Raw genomic sequence first — 17,583 nt, forward strand, 5'->3', positions numbered from 1 at the left:
CTTAAAAAATAAATGTATGCTACATTTTCAATACATACTTAAACAAAATCCTTTAGCAGATGGCACCTTTAGAATTGCAATGAGATTGATTAGAAATAGAAAAAAAAAGGTAATATCCCTAAAATATAGCTGTAACCCAGATAATTTTTTTGAAGGTCGCCTTTTAAAGGCCCATAAACATTCTAAAAAAATTAATAAATATTTACAGGACTTAGAAAATAGGGTAGACGAGATCAATAATCAATTTGATCTTCAGAATATCAGATATACACTATCCGATTTAGTTGATAAGGTTTTCGAAACAAATAATGAAGAGCTAACAATTTGGGATTTGTTTGATCATAAAATTGCATCGAATGAAATAAAACCTAAAACATCAAAAGCTTACAGAGACACAAAATCATCTTTACAAAAGTTTCGCGAAGGATTGCTTTTGTTAGAGCATATCAACCCAAGTTTCATTCAATCGTATATAAACCATTTAAAAAGGAGAAACAGCAACGATGGAGGAATTAGATTTTTCATAAGACATCTTAAAGTAATTGTAAGAATTGCTATTGAAAGAAAAAAACCTTTTGTAGTCTCTAATCCCTTTCTAGAAGTTAATATTTCTAGGTATAATGGTAAACCAATTAAGAAGGCTCTTACTGCGAAAGAAATGAGTTCATTTTTAAATGTTGACTTGACTGAAAGACCTGATTTAATTAAGTCTTTTTATATAGCCAAATTTTCGTTTTACTGTCGTGGAATAAATTTCGTGGATATAATCAGATTAAAATGGTCAGATATTTCGGGTAATAGAATAACCTACCGTCGATCTAAAACTGGAAAAATATACATATTCACAATTCTCAGTCCGGCTTTAGATATTTTACAATACTTTCGAAAATTTCAGGTTAACACTTATGTATTTCCATATATAAAAAAGGAAGATTTAAGCGAGCAACAATTTGAGAATCTAAGACATAGGAGTCTTAGTAATTTTAATTCTGATATAAAAAGTATTGCGAAAATAGCAAATATTGATAAACATATAACGAGTTATGCTATTAGGCACACTTATGCGACTTTATTACATAACAAGGGAGCCTCAAGTGATGTTATTTGTGAAGCAATGGGGCATTCTGACCCAAAAGTTACCCAAAGTTATTTGAAAGAGTTTGGAGATGATATTCTTGATAAGGAACATGAAAAACTCTTAGATATTTAAAAACTTATTTTCGTTTTAACCTATAAGGCAAGAGTAATTTCTTGCCTTTAATTTTTAATATATGAAACTAACTAAATCAAACAGAAGACAAAGTAAAATTAAGATGGCCTTGCAAGGCCCTTCAGGATCTGGAAAAACATACAGCTCCCTATTAATTGCAAAAGGTTTAACATCAGGAGATTTTTCTAAGGTAGCTGTTATAGATTCTGAAAATGGCAGTTCAAATTTATACTCTCATTTAGGGGATTATTATGTTGTTAAACTGGAAGGGTATAGCCCAGAGGAATATATCAAAGCAATAGAATTGTGCGAAAGGGAAGGAATAGAAGTTATAATTATAGACTCTATAACCCAAGCTTGGGAGTTCTTGTTGAATTTTCATTCATCCCTTTCAGGAAATTCATTTACGAATTGGAATAAAATTACACCAAGGCAGAAATCTTTCATGGAAAAAATCTTGAGCAGTTCTAGTCATATTATTGCTACTATGAGAACCAAACAAGATTATGTATTACAGCAAAAAGATGGAAAGTTTATTCCTGAAAAGGTAGGCCTGAAAGCAGTGCAGAGGGATGGTGTTGAGTATGAATTCACAATTATATTGGATCTTAATATTAAACATTTTGCAAATTCAAGCAAGGATAGAACAGGACTTTTTATGGATAAACCAGAGTTTGTTATAACAAGTGGAGTAGGAAGAAAGATTAAAGAATGGTGTAACAGTGGAGTCGATTTAGACCAAATGATTAAAAGAATACACAAATGTTCTACTCACCAAGAATTGAATAGTCTATACAGTGAACTGTCAGATCACAATGCTGATTTGAATAAATATTTTGCTGAACAGCAAAACCTTATCCAAACAAATCAAATTATTAACATTAAAAACACAAGTAAAAATGGAATTAGTAACACTAAATAATTATCCAATAGACCAGGCAGATAGTGGAAGTTTAATGCTCCATAATTCATCAGAAATAGATGATGGTTTGCACCCAGTACCTCAACCCAGTCAATTTATAAAGGCTAACTCATTAGAAGTTAGCCTTTCACATTTAAAACATGACTGTATAATTCCTGTATTTGCTAAAGATAATGAGCAAACCATAAGTCACAGCGAATTTATTGAATTAGCCTACAGTGTAGTTGAGCAGTTGTTTCCTAAGGAAGTTATTAGTGCTCCACAAATAAGGGTTTCACATATGATAAAAGGAAGAACTCCAGATGGAATGGGCGTAGCAGTTAAAGCACTACAGGAGCAGCATAAAACTATCTACTATGAGCGCATGGCTTTTGTTCTTTCTTTAGAAGGTATTACGCAAATGGTAAATGGAAATGAACTTAAGCTAACAATTGGTGGAGTTAGAGCATATAATCATGAAAATCTATATGGCAAAAAAAGCATGCAAAAATTTAAATTCTTTATTGGGTTCGAAAACTTAGTATGTTGTAATCTATGTATTAGTACAGATGGATTTAAAAGAGAATTAAAAGCTTTATCAGGACCTGAATTGTTGGAGGGGATGACAGAAGTGATCAATGGTTTTCAAATTGACGAGCAATTAAAAATACTTGAATCATTTGAAGAAGTTTCAATGTCAGAAAAACAATTTGCTCAATTAATGGGAAAGGTAAAATTATACCAATATCTCCCTTCAATAGAAAAGAAAGTTCTTCCAGAGTTAATGCTTAATGATAACCATTTTAGTGCTGTTGCAAAGGATTACTATAGAGACGAGAGTTTCTGCAAATCCAATTCTGGAGACATCAATCTTTGGAAAGTATATAATCTTCTCACAGGAGCTAATAAGAGCTCTTATATTGACACATTTCTTGATAGGGGAGTAAATGCGTTTGAATTTACTCAGGGCATCTCAAAGGCAATCAATGGTGATTCTCAATATCGTTGGTTTTTGAGTTGAAGAAGGGCCCAGGATATTCCTGGGTCTTTATTTCTTTAATTAGCACGAGCTATTTTAAAATGTGATTGTTTAATATTTAAAGATTAGCTTTAGATTAAGCTTCTATAATTTATATTTGAAAAATCCAAATCTTTAAAGAATGAAATTACTTCTACTAGCATTTTCTTTATTATTCTCTTCTGCAATTGTTTTTTGCCAAACAAAGGAAGTGTTATATAATAATTCTCTTGATAAATATCTCAGCAGAGATTATGATGGGGTAATTTCCGATTTAAACATCGTCATTGAATTAGATTCAAATTACAAAGAAGCTTTATTTTGGAGAGGTGTTTCTAAGACACTTATTGATGATTATAAAGGGTCGATATTGGACCTCGATAAGGCTATTAAACTTGATCCAACTTCCTCTAAAGCGTATTTTCACAGAGGAGCAACCTATCTTCTACTTAAAGATAAAAACAGGGCTTGTGCGGATTTTAATAGAGCGAGTGAACTTGGTCATAAAGGAGTTTCTGATCTTATTTTAGTTCATTGTAAAGATTAAGAGTAGTTCTATTTAATTTGATAATCAATAGCGTTTCTTATTTTGATGTTAAGTGGCGTTAAGAACCAACCAATTTGCTTCATTAATTTCTCCGTTTTCAATTAGAGATGAACTTAATTTGTAATTTTTCTTATTATCAATATTAATCGCAATTCCTATACATGATTGGTTTTGAAGTGTATATTCTTGTAACCATTTAATATCATATTCTGATGGTTTAAAATTGTTATGCTTCCATTCCATTATCAGAATTGGAATATTTTGCTTTGTCCAAACATTTGAATTGGGCTTTTTCCAGATAATAAGGTCTTTACACACAAATTCTTTTCTATTATCTCCTTGATTTTGTTTAACTCTAACTTCTAACCCAATCTGAGAGGGATCATAGAATTCAGGGCATCTGTTTATATTTTTAACCAATTTAGAGAATGCAAATCGGCTAACCAATTCTCGTTCTTTACCAGGCCAATTCTCTTTTTGAAGTTCCCAAAAATATTCAATTAATATGTTTTTCAGAAAATCTTTCAATTAGCAAAATTATCGTTTGATGTCATATAATGTTTTGTGTAGAGCCCTTGCATGCAAGGGCACGAACTATTAAAAATACAAAACACTGCTTTAAAATTCCCAAGAATTTTAAAAATAATCAAGAAGCTAACAATGTCTTCTATACGGTGTAGATATTAGTGTTTTAATCGTTAGAATCCATCATTAAGATTTGATATTTTCGAAATTAAGACATTACATCGTGAGGTTGCTATATATTTCCCGTCAAAATCTTTAATTCCCATATATTCGTAGGTTAGTATTAATTGAATCTTATTTCCCATCCAAATGGATTGTACATCTCCAGAATTGTCATCTGGCATAGCTTCGTAGCCTTTTTGCTGAAAAAGTAAATCAAAACTTGATTTCAAATATTTGTACTCGGCTGACAAATAATCTTCTCCTACTTGTTTTTCAGTCGGTGTTACTAAATATATAAGATTAAGCACATTGTACTTAAAACCAAGACGTATTTTTCTTAATTCAGAATTAAATAATTTTTGACAACAGTTTCCAGTATAATCATAATATTTTTTTCCTTCATCTTCGCTGTTTGTGAATTTTATTTCGGCGCTCCATTTGGAATATTGGTCGTCCAGTTTGAATTCCTTAAACCCGTTTTTTTCGTCAAGAATAGTGCTTGATTTAGTCTGTGAATGACCAATTAAAGAAAAGAAAGGCATAAAAATAATTAGTAAAATTTTCTTCATCGTGTGTTATTTTTTTTTAATGCCATATAACGGTCTTGATTAAGGCAATTAGCGTGGAGTAAGTAAACGAAGTTGTTGGGTTAGCTGTTTGTTACTTGGTCTCTAAAATATCACTTTTCAATCATATGCCCGCTATTTACAGTTAACTGATATTGTGCAGTTTTATTTGTCAAACAATTTGATTTCACGTAATTCGCCATTTGTATTCCTAATACAAACTAATGATTGAACTGAATAATCTAACCTCATAATTACATGAATTGATAACGCTCCATTTTCTCTCAAATCAGTCTTAATTAATTTATAAATGAACAAATCATTGGTGTTATTCAATAAAAAATCATTTGAATCCCAAGATTTCGAAATATTTCTATCATCATCTTTGAAGTATAGAGTGATCGATTCATTTGGAATAATTTCGATTTTTTCAAATATAGTTGTGCCATTTTGTTTTTGGCAATTTACTGTATTAATTTCATTACCATTCGCTAAGTCAATATCACATAAGCTATAACTCCTAAAATCAGAAGTTTTTTTCGATTGCCCAAATATTGGATTACATAGAGAAATACAAAAAGTTAAGATTAATGCTAATTTCATAGTCGATCTTTCTTTTATCTAATTTAGATAGGTTAAAACTTGAATTTAATTTTTTATTAATATCCGTTCTTATGAAATTCCCATTGATCTAAATAGCTATTATACGTGTAATATCCGACCATAATTCCGTTGGAATTGAATACTTCATATCTTTTCAAATATTCATTCCATTTTTTTGTCAGTTTTTGATTTCCATTTTGATCATAAGTTTCATTCTGATTTAAATAGGAGTTATTTTTTTCGTAACCTTGTTGTTGACCATTTTGACTATACGTTTCTGTTCTATTCAGGTAATCGTTTTGTTTTTCATATTTGATCATATTACCTTTCGAATCATAATATTCTATTCTATTTAAGTAGCTATTTGTTTTAGCATAACCAATCATTGTCCCATTTGAATTAAAAAATTCAGTCCTATCTAAATAACTATTAAATTTTTGAGTAGTATTTTGAGAATAGGCTTGCGTTCCTATAGTTATAATTATAAGAGTAATTAAAGTTTGTAATGTTTTCATAATGGTTGGTTGATTTTAAAGTTTAATTAAATTATTTAAATAGATAATAATGAGGAGTTGAAAATTAAATAAATTACTTATACTTTGTTACGGTTTTCCATAAAATTGCCCCACAACTCATTATTCACTATCAGCTAATTTATTCGCTTGATATAAAGTCTCTTTTCCTCTACATGAATCCTTCATTCCAAAACATTTTTCGAATTTCAAATTCTTTTGTTTTAAAATTAATTTCAATTAAACAGTTGAATATGCAGATAGCTGTTATTGTCATTATTTAAAAATTTAAATAACTAAGTACTAGACTGCTTATTCATAGCCTGCATCAGGCAATACTTTTACTTGAACTCCCCAATTATTTTAACTCCCCTCAGCTTTTTTTAAGGTATTTAAGTCTGAATAGAAAAGGTCAATAGTCTTGCTTATTAGCTTTGAGTAGTGTATTGATAATTTGGAGATAGCATTTTTATAATTATAAGCTGTATTATTAGTCTTATAATCTTCCTCAATTAGCCAATTTTCGAAAATATCTTTCATAAATTTTTTATCTAAATAAAACTTTCACTACAAATAGTCTTTATGGATTGTGCATCCATCTCAACAGCTTGCTTTTGGAATTTTTCTATCTGAGACTTATGAACTAGCTGTTCTAGGGCCTCAATCATTAACTCATCAGATAGTTTTTGTTTTTTTAAGGAGCGCAAATCAGATTTTGAGTAGTCTGGTATTTCTTTTTGAAAGATGGTATTTAACTTATCAATTCTAGGTTTCAGCTCATCATTTTTCACGTTAAATAGATTATAAGCATCTCTTAACCGCTGTTGAAAATGCTTTTGTTCTGAAGTTATTTGAGTACTAGAAAAATGTAGCTGCCTTTTCTTAATTTCTTCTTTGAACTTCTTATAAATAGGCTTCAGGTTCTGAGTGTGCTTTTCAATTGGAAGCGATTGCATATTCGAATTACTTGGCTCAGCCTTTATTCGCTTTAAGATTTCGCCTAATGCCTCATTTCCTTCAGCTCCATTTTCAAAATAAAGTCTATTTAAGTTACCAGCTTTTAAGAATGCAAAAGTTCCCTTTTGCTTAGAGCTTTGGGCTGTCCTTATTCCATCTTCTAAATTGATTATTCTGTTATATTCTTTTTTGTCATCTATTTCTAACTGATTTAATATTTTCTCTGCTTCATCAAATATGGTTGAAATACCTCCGTCCACATCCAATATGTCTTCACTCATATCGCTATATATAGAAAACACACTATCCTCATTCAACTGTTCTTCATCCGAAAGAATAGCACTGTCAGAACCAAAGATTTGATGTATTTCGTTAATTCTTCGATGGACTCTCCCTCTTAAATCTAACTGCTGTTCTATGTTGTCATCAGGTAAAAAATTAAATACTTTAATTTCCTTTGCCGTACTTCCGATTCTATCAATTCTTCCTATTCTCTGAATAAGCCTCACAGGATTCCAGTGGAAATCATAATTAACTACTATGTGAGCATCTTGCAAATTTTGACCCTCACTTAGAACATCTGATGTAAACAAAATTTGTATTTCCTTTTCTATATCATTTAGTCCTAATCCATTAGTTTGAGATATTGGAGAAAACCGTCTTACTATGTCATCCTTCGCCTCTCTTTTTGATTTTGATGAAGATATTCTTTCAATTTCTAAGTGGGGATAGAGATTTTTTGTTCTTTTATATAAATACTCAACAGTCTCAGTGAATTCAGAAAAAATTAAAATCTTTTCCTTCCTATGGGGTTCAATTACAGTTTTAATAAACTGATTGAATTTTGCATCTTGAGATACATTATTAACTATAGGTTTAATGAGCTCTCTGACCTCTTTCAAGATGCTTATGTCATACATTATGGCGGCGACTAAATCATCTTTTCTAAAATCCTCAATAGGATATTCATTTACCCTTAAATTGGAGTTTGTAATGTCATCATCAAGAAACAGAGCTAATTGGTCTGCTCTACCTGTAATAACTAATCCTTTTTCATTCACTGATCTTAGTATAAATTCATTCCTTTTTATCATTCTTTCAAGTGATGCCAAAAAAGATACAGCAGAGCTTTCAAGCCTCTTAAATAAAAGCATTTTTAAAAGACCTCTAACCAAATCTCCAAAGTGGCTAAGTCCTTGATACGTTGGTTCGTTAATTTTTCCTTTTTTCAAGAAACTAGTTAGCGCGTAAATTGAATATTGATATCTGTCTGACTTGCTTGTTTGAAATAACTTCTCAATCAAACTTGCATATATAGAGGTCTTCCCATTCAGTGCATAGCTTGCATCAATTTCATATTCAATTGTTTTTAAATTTCTTTTAGGAAATGTTAAATTTAAAGAAGCATATTTTGGGTTATTTTTTAAATCGTTTCTAGTTCTTCTAATAACGAAATTCTGAAGTAATTCTGCAATCTTTTGAGGTTCTGCTTCAAAGGTTTCAAAGTAGGTTTTCAAATTGTTAGGAGCGATGTTTAAGTCTGTTATATCACTTTGATGAAATAATTTAATTTGATGATAGATATCCCACACTGTCTTGTTTTGTGGCGTTGCTGTTAAAAGAATCACTTTTTTGCCATTTAAGTATGGGGCAAGTATTTGATATTTTTGAGTTTGTGGATTTCTAAAATGGTGGGCTTCATCTATAATCACTACCTCATAACCGTCATATTGAGGCTCATCATTTAAATTATAACTTTGGTCTTCATCTTTATATAATAACTCACTGGAAGAAAGAATATGAAAATTAAGCTGATACTGTTCTTTGTAGTCTAACCACATTTGTTTTAAGGAAGCTGGACAAACTATAAGGGTGCTTTTTCTTTTTTGTGACCAATACCAGCTAATAATAGCTAATGCTATATAAGATTTACCCAGCCCTACTACATCAGATATAAAAACTCCATTTTGAGATGTGTTTTCATTTTCAAGTTTGTTGAGAGCCATATTTACGGCGTCTTTTTGAAAAAGATAGAGATCATTAAAATTAAAAGCACTGTTATCACTAATATGGTGTTCTTTAATCTGTACTCTTTCCTTTATAAGATTATACAAAGTTTTAATATAAATCTCATACGGTGTAGCTTGTTGCTGTACCCAAGACTGCTCCACCATATCCATTAAATCGTCACTAAAAGGTTCTGAATTATTCCATATATCATCAAACCACTTTTTTACATCATCAAAATCATTTTGATTAGTAATCTTTACATTTAATTCTGTATTATTAGATAGTCCACTAATAGATAAATTAGAACTACCTACAATTGCTACCCCATCAACCATTCCTCCTTTTTTAGCATCAAAAATATATGCCTTACTATGCAGAAAACCTTTTGTATAAACCCTTATATCTATCCTATTTTCTTTTATAAGCTCCCACAATGCAGATAATCCAACCTGATTATCTTCATTCTGCTCCATATAGGTTAAGTCCTTTGCATACTCATATTTGGTTAGATTAACCTCATCTTGCTTCTGAGTTTTATTTTTTCTATTCTCTTTTCTTAATTTATGTTTTATATATTCTTCAGAACTATGACCTTTTACTAATTGCTCAACAGTTTCAGTATTAGTTCTAGTTCCTATTACTAGTTTGAGTTGCTGAACCTTGTGGAGCTTTTCCCTTATTGCCTCAAAACCACTCAAGTAAAAATAACCAACAGCCATAGAGCTAAATTCAGCTACATCTAGCATTTTATTCACCTCTGTGACTAATAGGTTGTCTTTTTTATTGTCTATTATACTCTTCATTTAATCTTCATTGTCATTAATACCCATTCTAAAAGGCAAGTCATAATTAATGATAAAATCCAGTTCTTTTCGGCTAAATTTGTAGTAGTCAGCCAGTAATTTATCTATTTTATCAATAATGGGTTTTGATAATCTGGGCTTAAACGATTGAACATTTAATGTTCCATGTTTTTTATAATTCATTATATTCATTGTAGAATTATCTTGGAGGTTTTTCATCAATTTTATGGATAATTCAGACAGTTTTTGTTTTATAATTTCATCCATTTTTGAAAGTTCAAAAGGAAATGATGCTACTTCTCTTTTATTGACATTTCTGCAATCAGAAAATGTTATATAATACCAGAAAAAAAGTGATGAACAATAAACGGAAAGGGCAACATTTCTATCAATTTCATTGCTAAATGTTAATGATTTTAATTCAGAAGTTGGTATTAATTCTCCATTTTCGTGAATTATTTTTGGCGGGACATCAAGGAATTGAACAAAATATCTCAATTTTCGAGTATGTAAAACTTTAAATTTACCTCCTTTAAAATAGTCATTCTCTATAGATTTAAAATCAGCAAGTTTTTTCAGTATGTTCAACTCAGTTTTAGAACCAATCTTAGGTATTGAACCATTATAATGAACATCAATATCTGTTTCTATGTATGATAAGTTTTCAAAAAGAGAATCCCTGTCTTCAGATTTCCATCTATTATATTTAGTAGAATTTATATAGGTGTCTTTACTTTTAGCTGTTTTACTGGATATTATAATATTTAAATGTTTATCAACTAAATCAAACAATTTTCCTGGTCTCATTGAGTATGAACTAAACCAATTGGCGTTAGAATTATTAAAAATAAAGTTTCGCAATACACCAAAACCATCAGAGCTTACTAATGATATAGGTACTATCAGCCCAATTTTAGAAAATGGATTAGTTATTTTAAAGCTACGTTCAATAAAAAATCCATATAAATCTCCACAGCTTAAGGACTCGAATCCTTGAACTTGATAGTATTTATTAACTGTACTATATCTAACATATGGTGGATTTCCAATAATCACATCAAAACCACCATTATCTAAAATTTTATTAAAGTCTATAAACCAATGAAAAGGGTTATCTATTCCAATATTGATATCACTGTTTACCCTATATTCTTGAGTTTCAATTTCATTTTTCAAATGATTTAAGGCATCTAAACTATCATCATTTTGTTGAATGGCTCTATACTCTGTTTTTAACTTGGAGAGAATTTTAATATCTTTTTTGATATTTTCTCTGTTGGATGAGGTGAACAAATCCATTGTGTAATTAGCCTCAAGATCCTCCCAACTTAGACCTCCAACTAAGGAATTGCCAGCATAAATATTGAAATCTATGTCTGGTAGTGGCTCAATACTAGTTATGTCTGGCAAATGTGAAGCAAGTTGAAGAAACAATCTTAGCTTACAAATTTCAGTAGCTTCATCTACAATGTCAACTCCGTAGAGGTTGTTTAGAATTATTTGTTTGGTTAAAAAATATTCTTCAGGGTGTTTATTAATAATCTCAATAGTTGTTGTAAGCCATTGATCATTTTCAGTTTTAGCTAGTTCTTTAAGTCTAAAAACCACTTTCTGATTTATGGGTAATAAAATGTTCAATGCTGCAAAAAGAAAAGCTCCAGAACCTACTGAAGGATCTAGTACAGATAATTCAAGTAATACTTCCCTATATAAAAATTTGAGTTCATCATAATTATCAATCTCATCAATATAATTACCTACAGCACCAATTATATCTTCATTGTTTGTAATTAATGGATTTGGGTCTGGTGCATTAAAGCCATTAGCATTCATTTTATCAAAAATGAAAGGGATAATAGTGTTCTTAGAAATATATTCAGTGATATCCTCTTTAGTGTAATATGCACCTAACTCCTTTTGATTGATGTATTTTTCGAAGATATATCCAAGAACATCAGGATTAATATCTGTATCCTCTTTCATTGGTCTATTATCAAGATACCAAGTATATCCATTTAAGAAAACCAATATTTCTTTAATGAGCTTAGGGTTAATCCCTATTTGAGTGTTAAGCGCTTTTTCCTCATAAACATCTGTAGATTTTAAAAAAATGCTATACTTTTTTTCTAAGTGATGAGGATAAAATAAACCTCCATTAAGATATCTAATAGGACCATACTTTTTTGTAAATTTTACTTTTTCTGGATTATCATCTTTTCTTGCGAAACCATAGAAGAATAAGGGTAATAGAAAATCAGAATAATAATCTTTTCCATTAGCTTTAACCTCATCAAATTTTTGAAGCAGAAAATCTGTATTGCCCTGGATCACTTTATGCTTTTGCAAAAAATAGATAAACATTATCCTGTTCATCATTACTGAAGCATACCAAGACCTATCTTTTTCATCTTCAATACCAGTTATAGCTTTTTGAAGTTTTGCGTGAATTTTTTTAAACTTGTCAAAAAACTTTTTGGTTATTTTATCACTGGTATCAAATGCTTTTTCAGCATTAATTTGCAATTCAGTTCCATCACTACTTTTAGTAACATCAAATAATTGAAGCTTTTCTTTGAAGAGTCTTGTGTTTTTACCTATCTCATCATAGGTTATTTTTTTTAGCTTAGAGGAAGTTGCATTATTATAAAGATCAAATACTTTTCCGTTATTAGAAACAAATAAAAAGTGGGCATTTGGGAAAAAACTTTTTTGATTTTTAATTAGCTTCTTCTGAAATTCTACAAGTCTATCCTCACACTCCACCACTATAATTTCGATACCATTTCCTTGATATTCTTTTGAATAATTAAGTATGTTGTGTTTACCTTCAATCTCCGGAGTAGGTAGATCATCACCTATATATTCATAATTTAATTGTTCAATAAAAGATTCATCAAGTAGGTCTTGGTATTTGCTCATATGATTGTTAAAAAGATTTGAATTATTAATTCAAGTCATTGATTAAGAAACTTATTCAATTTTAAAATTGTCTATAGAATGGAATTCAATTTTATGCAGCTGAAGCAGACAACATAAATCCAAATCTACATGAAATTTTTGTTCTAAAAAGCTTTGATGTACTTTGATTTATCCAGAGCAAAATAACTAAAATCAACTCCTTTAGAATTTGAAATTTATATAATTTCTACAGTAGACATAATGTTCTGGACTAATTTTCCATTATAATAATCTTCAGTTCCCATAAGCATTACTATATATAGTTTATTATTTATCTTAAAGGAAATTAATTTTCCTTTAAAATTTGTTCCATTGTAGGATATGGAGAAATTAGACACTTTTGAGTTATATTCATTGAAAGTATTTACTACTGGTTTTGAAAAAACTGCATTTTTAAAGAATTCAATTTGTGATAACTGGTCGTTAATTAGATCTATACCTTGTTGAATGCTGAGATCAGCATTCACTTTATTGACAGTAAAGCTATTTGGCTCCCCACTTTTTCCACTATTAATAGTCTTGTTACCGTTTGGGAAACTTTTTGTGTTGTAAAACCAGTCCGCAGGAATTTTAAAATGAATTCCACCATAAGTAACAGGTTGATCTAGGCTCTGTGCTACACCTGGAATAATAGCAATTGTAAAAAATATAGCGAAAACCAAAAGTTTAGATAGATAGTTCATGTTTAGATTTTATTTAATTACACCTTCTTTGTATTTTTCTTTTTCTATAGTTTTGTCTGTTAACAAATCGATATATTTTGTTGTACCATCTCTCAACCCATCTCTAACCCTCCGTTCTTCTCTGATATTTTCTTCTGAGTTGGTGTAAATAAAAGTACCATCAAAAAGTTCATTCTGCAAAGTCAGATATTTTTCATTTTGTTTTTCATCATCTATAAAATCGGATTGAATTTTAACACCCTGATCGTAATAGTAATAGGTCCATTCACCTGCTTTTAATTCATTAATAAAATATCCTACAATTTGCGGAATATTATTCTCGAGTAGTTGAAATTTACCATCACGATATGTGTTGTAATCATTTGAATCTGAATTCGATTGATTTCTCAATATAAATTCAAATGAGAATTCGTGAATCGCTTCATCAGCATTTACTGTGTATTCTTGAGTCATGGTCAAATCACCTATTGGATTTGTCCGATTCCATAAAGAGCCTTTATTTGTAGTGTGAATATAATCTAGCCTATCAATAAAATTTATTCCAGTGCTATCAAGAACAGTGAACTGTTTTAATTTTCCAATATTATAGATCCTTTTTTCAGTAGGTATACTTTTTGAAAAAACAGTATAATCTCCATCAAGAACACCTAGTTTGTAACTAATTTCCCTCCACAAATAATCTCCAATATATTCTTTCCATTTACCATTTTTCTTTGCATTTGTATAATGTCCAACTTCAGTAACGTAAGTTGGGTCTGAGTCTTCATTATATAAAGTTTTTTTGATCCATTCACCCTCCTCTTCGCCATATTCATAACTTCCTTGCAAAGTAAAACTGGAATTTGTATCCTTATATGAATATTCTCCATGTAATTCTCCGCCTTCGTAATTGGACATCTCATCCACCTTTACAAAAGAAAACTTCCAACAATCCTTTGATCTTTCAGCCTCTTCAGGGCAAGGTGTTTCAACCTTATTTAGATAGGATAAACGCTGACTTTTACCGTCTAGCTTACCATACTTATAGTTTTCAATCAAATAAAGTTTTCCTGAATATGGCTCAGTTTTGTCATCCGTCATATACTTAGTATAGTAATATTTCCATTGACCCTGTTTAAGATCTTTTGCATAAAATCCTTCTTCTCTCAAAGTCTTAGTGAAATCATAGTAATTCCATTTACCTGTTTTGTTACCATAATCATAATTCCCCTCTGTAAGGATTTGAAGTTTAGTGGTATCAGTACTAATCAATCCACCCATAAGAATTCTTTTAACATCTAAATAAACTTTATAACTTCCATGTAGTTTATCGTTTTTATAATTACCAATAGTTAAACTATCACCATGGGGTAATTGAAAAACACCTTCTTTAATACCGTTTTTGAAAGTAGTTTTGAATAGTACCTTTTCGTCCTCGGCTAAGGATATAGTTTTCCACAATCCAATTTTCTTACCATCTAAATATTGTCCATATTCTTTAAAGAATAATTTACCTTCATCCGTATATATATAATTGATGTGCTCTCCAGAAACTTCATCTTTTATGTAATGGGTGGTATAAGATTTTCGACCATTGGCATAAACAGTGGCTGGACCGTTTCTCATTCCTTTTAGAATTGTGTACTCTGCTATTGTATTTCCTTCCTCATCATATTCTACAAAGTCACCATTCGTATCACCTAAATAATGAGACCCTGTTTTTTTTAACTTTCCGTTGGGGTGATAAACCTTTAAATCTCCATGAAAAACACCATCTTTTAAATTATATATCATTGAAATATTTCCGTAATCATCGTACTCTATTTTTTCTCCGTTATTTGAATCAAATGTTCCGTACTTTTTAATTAATTCAAATCTGTAGCCTGTAATGGATTCGTCAAGTCTGGAGCTGCCCTCACGCTTATCGGTATTAATTTTTAGGATATAGTTTTGATTACTATATTCAGATGTGATTTCATTATTTTTTATTTTACTATCTAAGAGTTTATAGTTATAATTTTTAAGTGCCTTTTGAATAGCTGAGTAGGAAGATTTATTAAAAGTGGTGTAGGTTATTTTGTTGGGTTCCCTATCAAATGTATAAACATAAAACCACCCAGAAGCTTTATCCTCATAGGACCTATTGAAAGACCAAGTGATAGTATTGTAACGGTTTGAATCTCCTTTAGAGGATTCATAATATTCCCATCCTTTATTTAATAAATACTGATTTGCATTCTCCCAATTTTTAACTGATGTTATATTATGTAGGTCGCTCAAACTTAAGTTTTGACTGTTGACATTCAAGGAAGTAATTAAAAGAAAGATCGCAATTGGAAATTTTATTTTCATGGGATACTAAATATTGAAGTAGTTTATTAGTTGTTAAGTTGTAATTGATATTTATTCTTTAAGCTCGAGTTGTAAAACCTGCCTAATGAAGAAGAATGCTTGAATTTCTCCCATACTTCTATTGGAACATTACTATGTATATAGTAGCTTGAACTAGTTGAAATTATAAGAAATCCTTCTTGCTTATCGCAAGAATAATACTTGGCATTTTGAATCCAGGAGCTTCTTGAAGTATCAAAATCATCTTCTAAAAAAAATTCCGTTTGATGGATCTGTAATTTGGCAGAATTGAAATTTTCGAATCTTTCAGGTAAGTTTTTACAATTTTGTCCATCACAAAAAGTGAATATTAAGCATAAAAAAACAGAGATGGTAATTTTTTTCATTGCGACCTTACGTAATTTTATGTTCTGAAGGCCTATAGGGAGGGTTTTGAACATGTGTTTCAAAAATTAAAGTTAACAATTTTTAAGAAACTCAATTTTTTTTAAAGAAAATGCTTCTGCTCTATATAATATAGGTGAATATTATTCTCCAATTTCTGCAAGATAGTATATACAGGCTTCCATCTTACTAAAACAAAATTTTATCTGATTTTTTTAAGCAATGATGAATATTGGTTCTCTATAATATTTTAATTTTTTTTAAAAATTTTGTCACCCTTATAAAAACATAAATTACCCTCACAGTCAAGACCCTCATTAATTAGCGGATGGGGAACCCCCCCATACCATTTCCTAGCAACTCAAAATTCATGTCAAGTAATTAATTCAAGGTGATAGCTGAATTCAACTGATGCAGATTAAGTTAAGAGATGGTTTTTTCAACTCAAAAATTTTAGAATCATGGTAAGAATTATTAATTATAAAGAAAGAGAAGCACAGGAGGGTGAGATTTTCTATGTGCTTATACTACAAGGTGGGATAGAGATGATTAAATCACAAAATACCCAAAGGTTTTATGCGACAGCTAAAAGAGCATCTATTCCCTCAACATTTGATGAAGCTACCTGCAAAGGTTTGATTGGAACTGAAATGCCAGGTTTAATCACAAAGGTTGATACTGATCCGTATGAATATACAATTCAGGAAACAGGGGAAATTATTGAACTATCTCATAGATATGAATATTCACCTGAAGATGAGGAACCTAAAGTACCTACAAGTGAATTAAGCAATAGTACTCTAAAGGATTTCATTAAAGAAGATGAAAAATTTGAATTTTCCCGTAATGGTGTTGAGTAGTAAATAGAATTTTGGGCCAGCTGTTAAAATCAGCTGGCCTTTTTAATTAAAACATTTAAAGATGAAAGACAATTGTATATCTGAAATAAAGATTTCCTACTCTAATAAGAATAATGAAAAGACCTCAATTCATAATAGTCAAACTTCCTATAAATTACTATTGTCAAATTGGAATAAAGGGACAATAGAATTACAGGAGGAGTTTAAAATTTTGCTTCTTAATAGGGCAAATAGAGTATTAGGTATTTATCCATTAAGTAAAGGTGGAGTCTCTGGAACTCTTGTAGATCCTAAATTGGTTTTTAGTGTAAGTTTAAAATGCAATGCATCTTCTATTATATTGGCACATAACCATCCAAGTGGTAATCTAAACCCAAGTGAATGTGATAAAGCATTAACGCAAAAATTAATTAGTGCTGGAAAGTTTTTAGACATTAAAATACTGGATCATATAATATTAACAAGCAGTGGTTTTTTTAGCTTCGCAGATGAAGGTATATTAAATGCATAGATATAGGAGAATGTACATTTCATGTTTTTAGTAATAAAATAG

Annotated in this window: 15 protein-coding genes; 6 read left to right on the forward strand and 9 right to left on the reverse strand. The window is 30.2% G+C overall.

The genetic code is table 11. The features are described 5' to 3' along the window. Nucleotides 1-16: 16 nt before the first annotated feature. From H033_RS0103580 to H033_RS0103595, 4 genes are all read left to right on the forward strand, one after another. Nucleotides 17-1,210 (forward strand): tyrosine-type recombinase/integrase, encoded by a 1,194-nt coding sequence (locus H033_RS0103580; protein ID WP_026837064.1) that lies wholly within the window; start codon nucleotides 17-19, stop codon nucleotides 1,208-1,210. Between the two features lie 61 nt (nucleotides 1,211-1,271). Further along, a complete protein-coding gene (locus H033_RS0103585) occupies nucleotides 1,272-2,132 on the forward strand; it encodes an ATP-binding protein (RefSeq protein WP_026837065.1) in 861 nt (286 codons plus the stop codon). Beyond that, nucleotides 2,110-3,132 (forward strand): DUF3871 family protein, encoded by a 1,023-nt coding sequence (locus tag H033_RS0103590; RefSeq protein WP_026837066.1) that lies wholly within the window; start codon nucleotides 2,110-2,112, stop codon nucleotides 3,130-3,132. The genes H033_RS0103585 and H033_RS0103590 overlap by 23 nt, the downstream gene beginning before the upstream one ends. Before the next feature lie 139 nt (nucleotides 3,133-3,271). Then, entirely contained in the window at nucleotides 3,272-3,676 is a 405-nt protein-coding gene (locus tag H033_RS0103595) for a tetratricopeptide repeat protein (RefSeq protein ID WP_026837067.1), read from the forward strand. A 48-nt stretch (nucleotides 3,677-3,724) separates the two neighbouring features. Here the strand turns inward: H033_RS0103595 and H033_RS0103600 are convergent, their stop codons facing one another. The 9 genes from H033_RS0103600 to H033_RS0103645 all read right to left on the reverse strand — a co-directional run bounded on the left by H033_RS0103600 (nucleotide 3,725) and on the right by H033_RS0103645 (nucleotide 16,172). After that, nucleotides 3,725-4,204 carry a hypothetical protein gene (locus tag H033_RS0103600; protein WP_026837068.1) on the reverse strand — a complete coding sequence of 160 codons (480 nt, stop codon included), beginning with the start codon at nucleotides 4,202-4,204 and terminating at the stop codon, nucleotides 3,725-3,727. Between the two features lie 170 nt (nucleotides 4,205-4,374). Further along, the gene (locus H033_RS0103605) at nucleotides 4,375-4,932 is read right to left on the reverse strand and encodes a hypothetical protein (protein ID WP_155827709.1); all 558 of its coding nucleotides are present in this window, start codon (nucleotides 4,930-4,932) and stop codon (nucleotides 4,375-4,377) included. A gap of 162 nt (nucleotides 4,933-5,094) precedes the next feature. Further along, nucleotides 5,095-5,532, reverse strand: a complete 438-nt coding sequence (locus tag H033_RS0103610) for a hypothetical protein (RefSeq protein WP_026837070.1) — start codon at nucleotides 5,530-5,532, stop codon at nucleotides 5,095-5,097. Between the two features lie 56 nt (nucleotides 5,533-5,588). Further along, on the reverse strand, nucleotides 5,589-6,047 hold the full coding sequence (locus H033_RS0103615) for a hypothetical protein (protein ID WP_034886089.1): 459 nt from the start codon (nucleotides 6,045-6,047) through the stop codon (nucleotides 5,589-5,591). Between the two features lie 548 nt (nucleotides 6,048-6,595). Then, complete coding sequence (locus tag H033_RS0103625; protein ID WP_026837072.1) at nucleotides 6,596-9,814, reverse strand: helicase-related protein; 3,219 nt, start codon at nucleotides 9,812-9,814, stop codon at nucleotides 6,596-6,598. Then, entirely contained in the window at nucleotides 9,815-12,733 is a 2,919-nt protein-coding gene (locus tag H033_RS0103630; RefSeq protein WP_026837073.1) for an Eco57I restriction-modification methylase domain-containing protein, read from the reverse strand. A 215-nt stretch (nucleotides 12,734-12,948) separates the two neighbouring features. Further along, nucleotides 12,949-13,455, reverse strand: a complete 507-nt coding sequence (locus H033_RS0103635) for a hypothetical protein (protein WP_026837074.1) — start codon at nucleotides 13,453-13,455, stop codon at nucleotides 12,949-12,951. Between the two features lie 9 nt (nucleotides 13,456-13,464). Then, nucleotides 13,465-15,786, reverse strand: a complete 2,322-nt coding sequence (locus tag H033_RS0103640) for a toxin-antitoxin system YwqK family antitoxin (protein ID WP_026837075.1) — start codon at nucleotides 15,784-15,786, stop codon at nucleotides 13,465-13,467. 26 nt (nucleotides 15,787-15,812) lie between these two features. After that, complete coding sequence (locus H033_RS0103645; RefSeq protein WP_196809415.1) at nucleotides 15,813-16,172, reverse strand: KTSC domain-containing protein; 360 nt, start codon at nucleotides 16,170-16,172, stop codon at nucleotides 15,813-15,815. Between the two features lie 459 nt (nucleotides 16,173-16,631). Here H033_RS0103645 and H033_RS19475 point away from each other — a divergent pair, with 459 nt between their 5' ends. Then, entirely contained in the window at nucleotides 16,632-17,030 is a 399-nt protein-coding gene (locus tag H033_RS19475) for a hypothetical protein (protein WP_034886091.1), read from the forward strand. Nucleotides 17,031-17,091: 61 nt separating this feature from the next. Continuing rightward, on the forward strand, nucleotides 17,092-17,541 hold the full coding sequence (locus H033_RS0103655; protein WP_026837077.1) for a RadC family protein: 450 nt from the start codon (nucleotides 17,092-17,094) through the stop codon (nucleotides 17,539-17,541). The last annotated feature ends 42 nt before the right edge of the window (nucleotides 17,542-17,583 follow it).

Origin of the sequence: Gillisia sp. JM1 (assembly GCF_000424645.1) — a bacterium.
GTDB lineage: Bacteria > Bacteroidota > Bacteroidia > Flavobacteriales > Flavobacteriaceae > Gillisia.

Coding starts and splice junctions, on each gene's coding strand:
- H033_RS0103640 (WP_026837075.1), bottom strand. CDS start 15,786: ATGAAAATAAAATTTCCAATTGCGATCTTTCTTTTAATTACTTCCTTG.
- H033_RS0103655 (WP_026837077.1), top strand. CDS start 17,092: ATGAAAGACAATTGTATATCTGAAATAAAGATTTCCTACTCTAATAAG.
- H033_RS19475 (WP_034886091.1), top strand. CDS start 16,632: ATGGTAAGAATTATTAATTATAAAGAAAGAGAAGCACAGGAGGGTGAG.
- H033_RS0103610 (WP_026837070.1), bottom strand. CDS start 5,532: ATGAAATTAGCATTAATCTTAACTTTTTGTATTTCTCTATGTAATCCA.
- H033_RS0103635 (WP_026837074.1), bottom strand. CDS start 13,455: ATGAACTATCTATCTAAACTTTTGGTTTTCGCTATATTTTTTACAATT.
- H033_RS0103580 (WP_026837064.1), top strand. CDS start 17: ATGCTACATTTTCAATACATACTTAAACAAAATCCTTTAGCAGATGGC.
- H033_RS0103615 (WP_034886089.1), bottom strand. CDS start 6,047: ATGAAAACATTACAAACTTTAATTACTCTTATAATTATAACTATAGGA.
- H033_RS0103595 (WP_026837067.1), top strand. CDS start 3,272: ATGAAATTACTTCTACTAGCATTTTCTTTATTATTCTCTTCTGCAATT.
- H033_RS0103625 (WP_026837072.1), bottom strand. CDS start 9,814: ATGAAGAGTATAATAGACAATAAAAAAGACAACCTATTAGTCACAGAG.
- H033_RS0103590 (WP_026837066.1), top strand. CDS start 2,110: ATGGAATTAGTAACACTAAATAATTATCCAATAGACCAGGCAGATAGT.
- H033_RS0103605 (WP_155827709.1), bottom strand. CDS start 4,932: ATGAAGAAAATTTTACTAATTATTTTTATGCCTTTCTTTTCTTTAATT.
- H033_RS0103630 (WP_026837073.1), bottom strand. CDS start 12,733: ATGAGCAAATACCAAGACCTACTTGATGAATCTTTTATTGAACAATTA.
- H033_RS0103585 (WP_026837065.1), top strand. CDS start 1,272: ATGAAACTAACTAAATCAAACAGAAGACAAAGTAAAATTAAGATGGCC.
- H033_RS0103645 (WP_196809415.1), bottom strand. CDS start 16,172: ATGAAAAAAATTACCATCTCTGTTTTTTTATGCTTAATATTCACTTTT.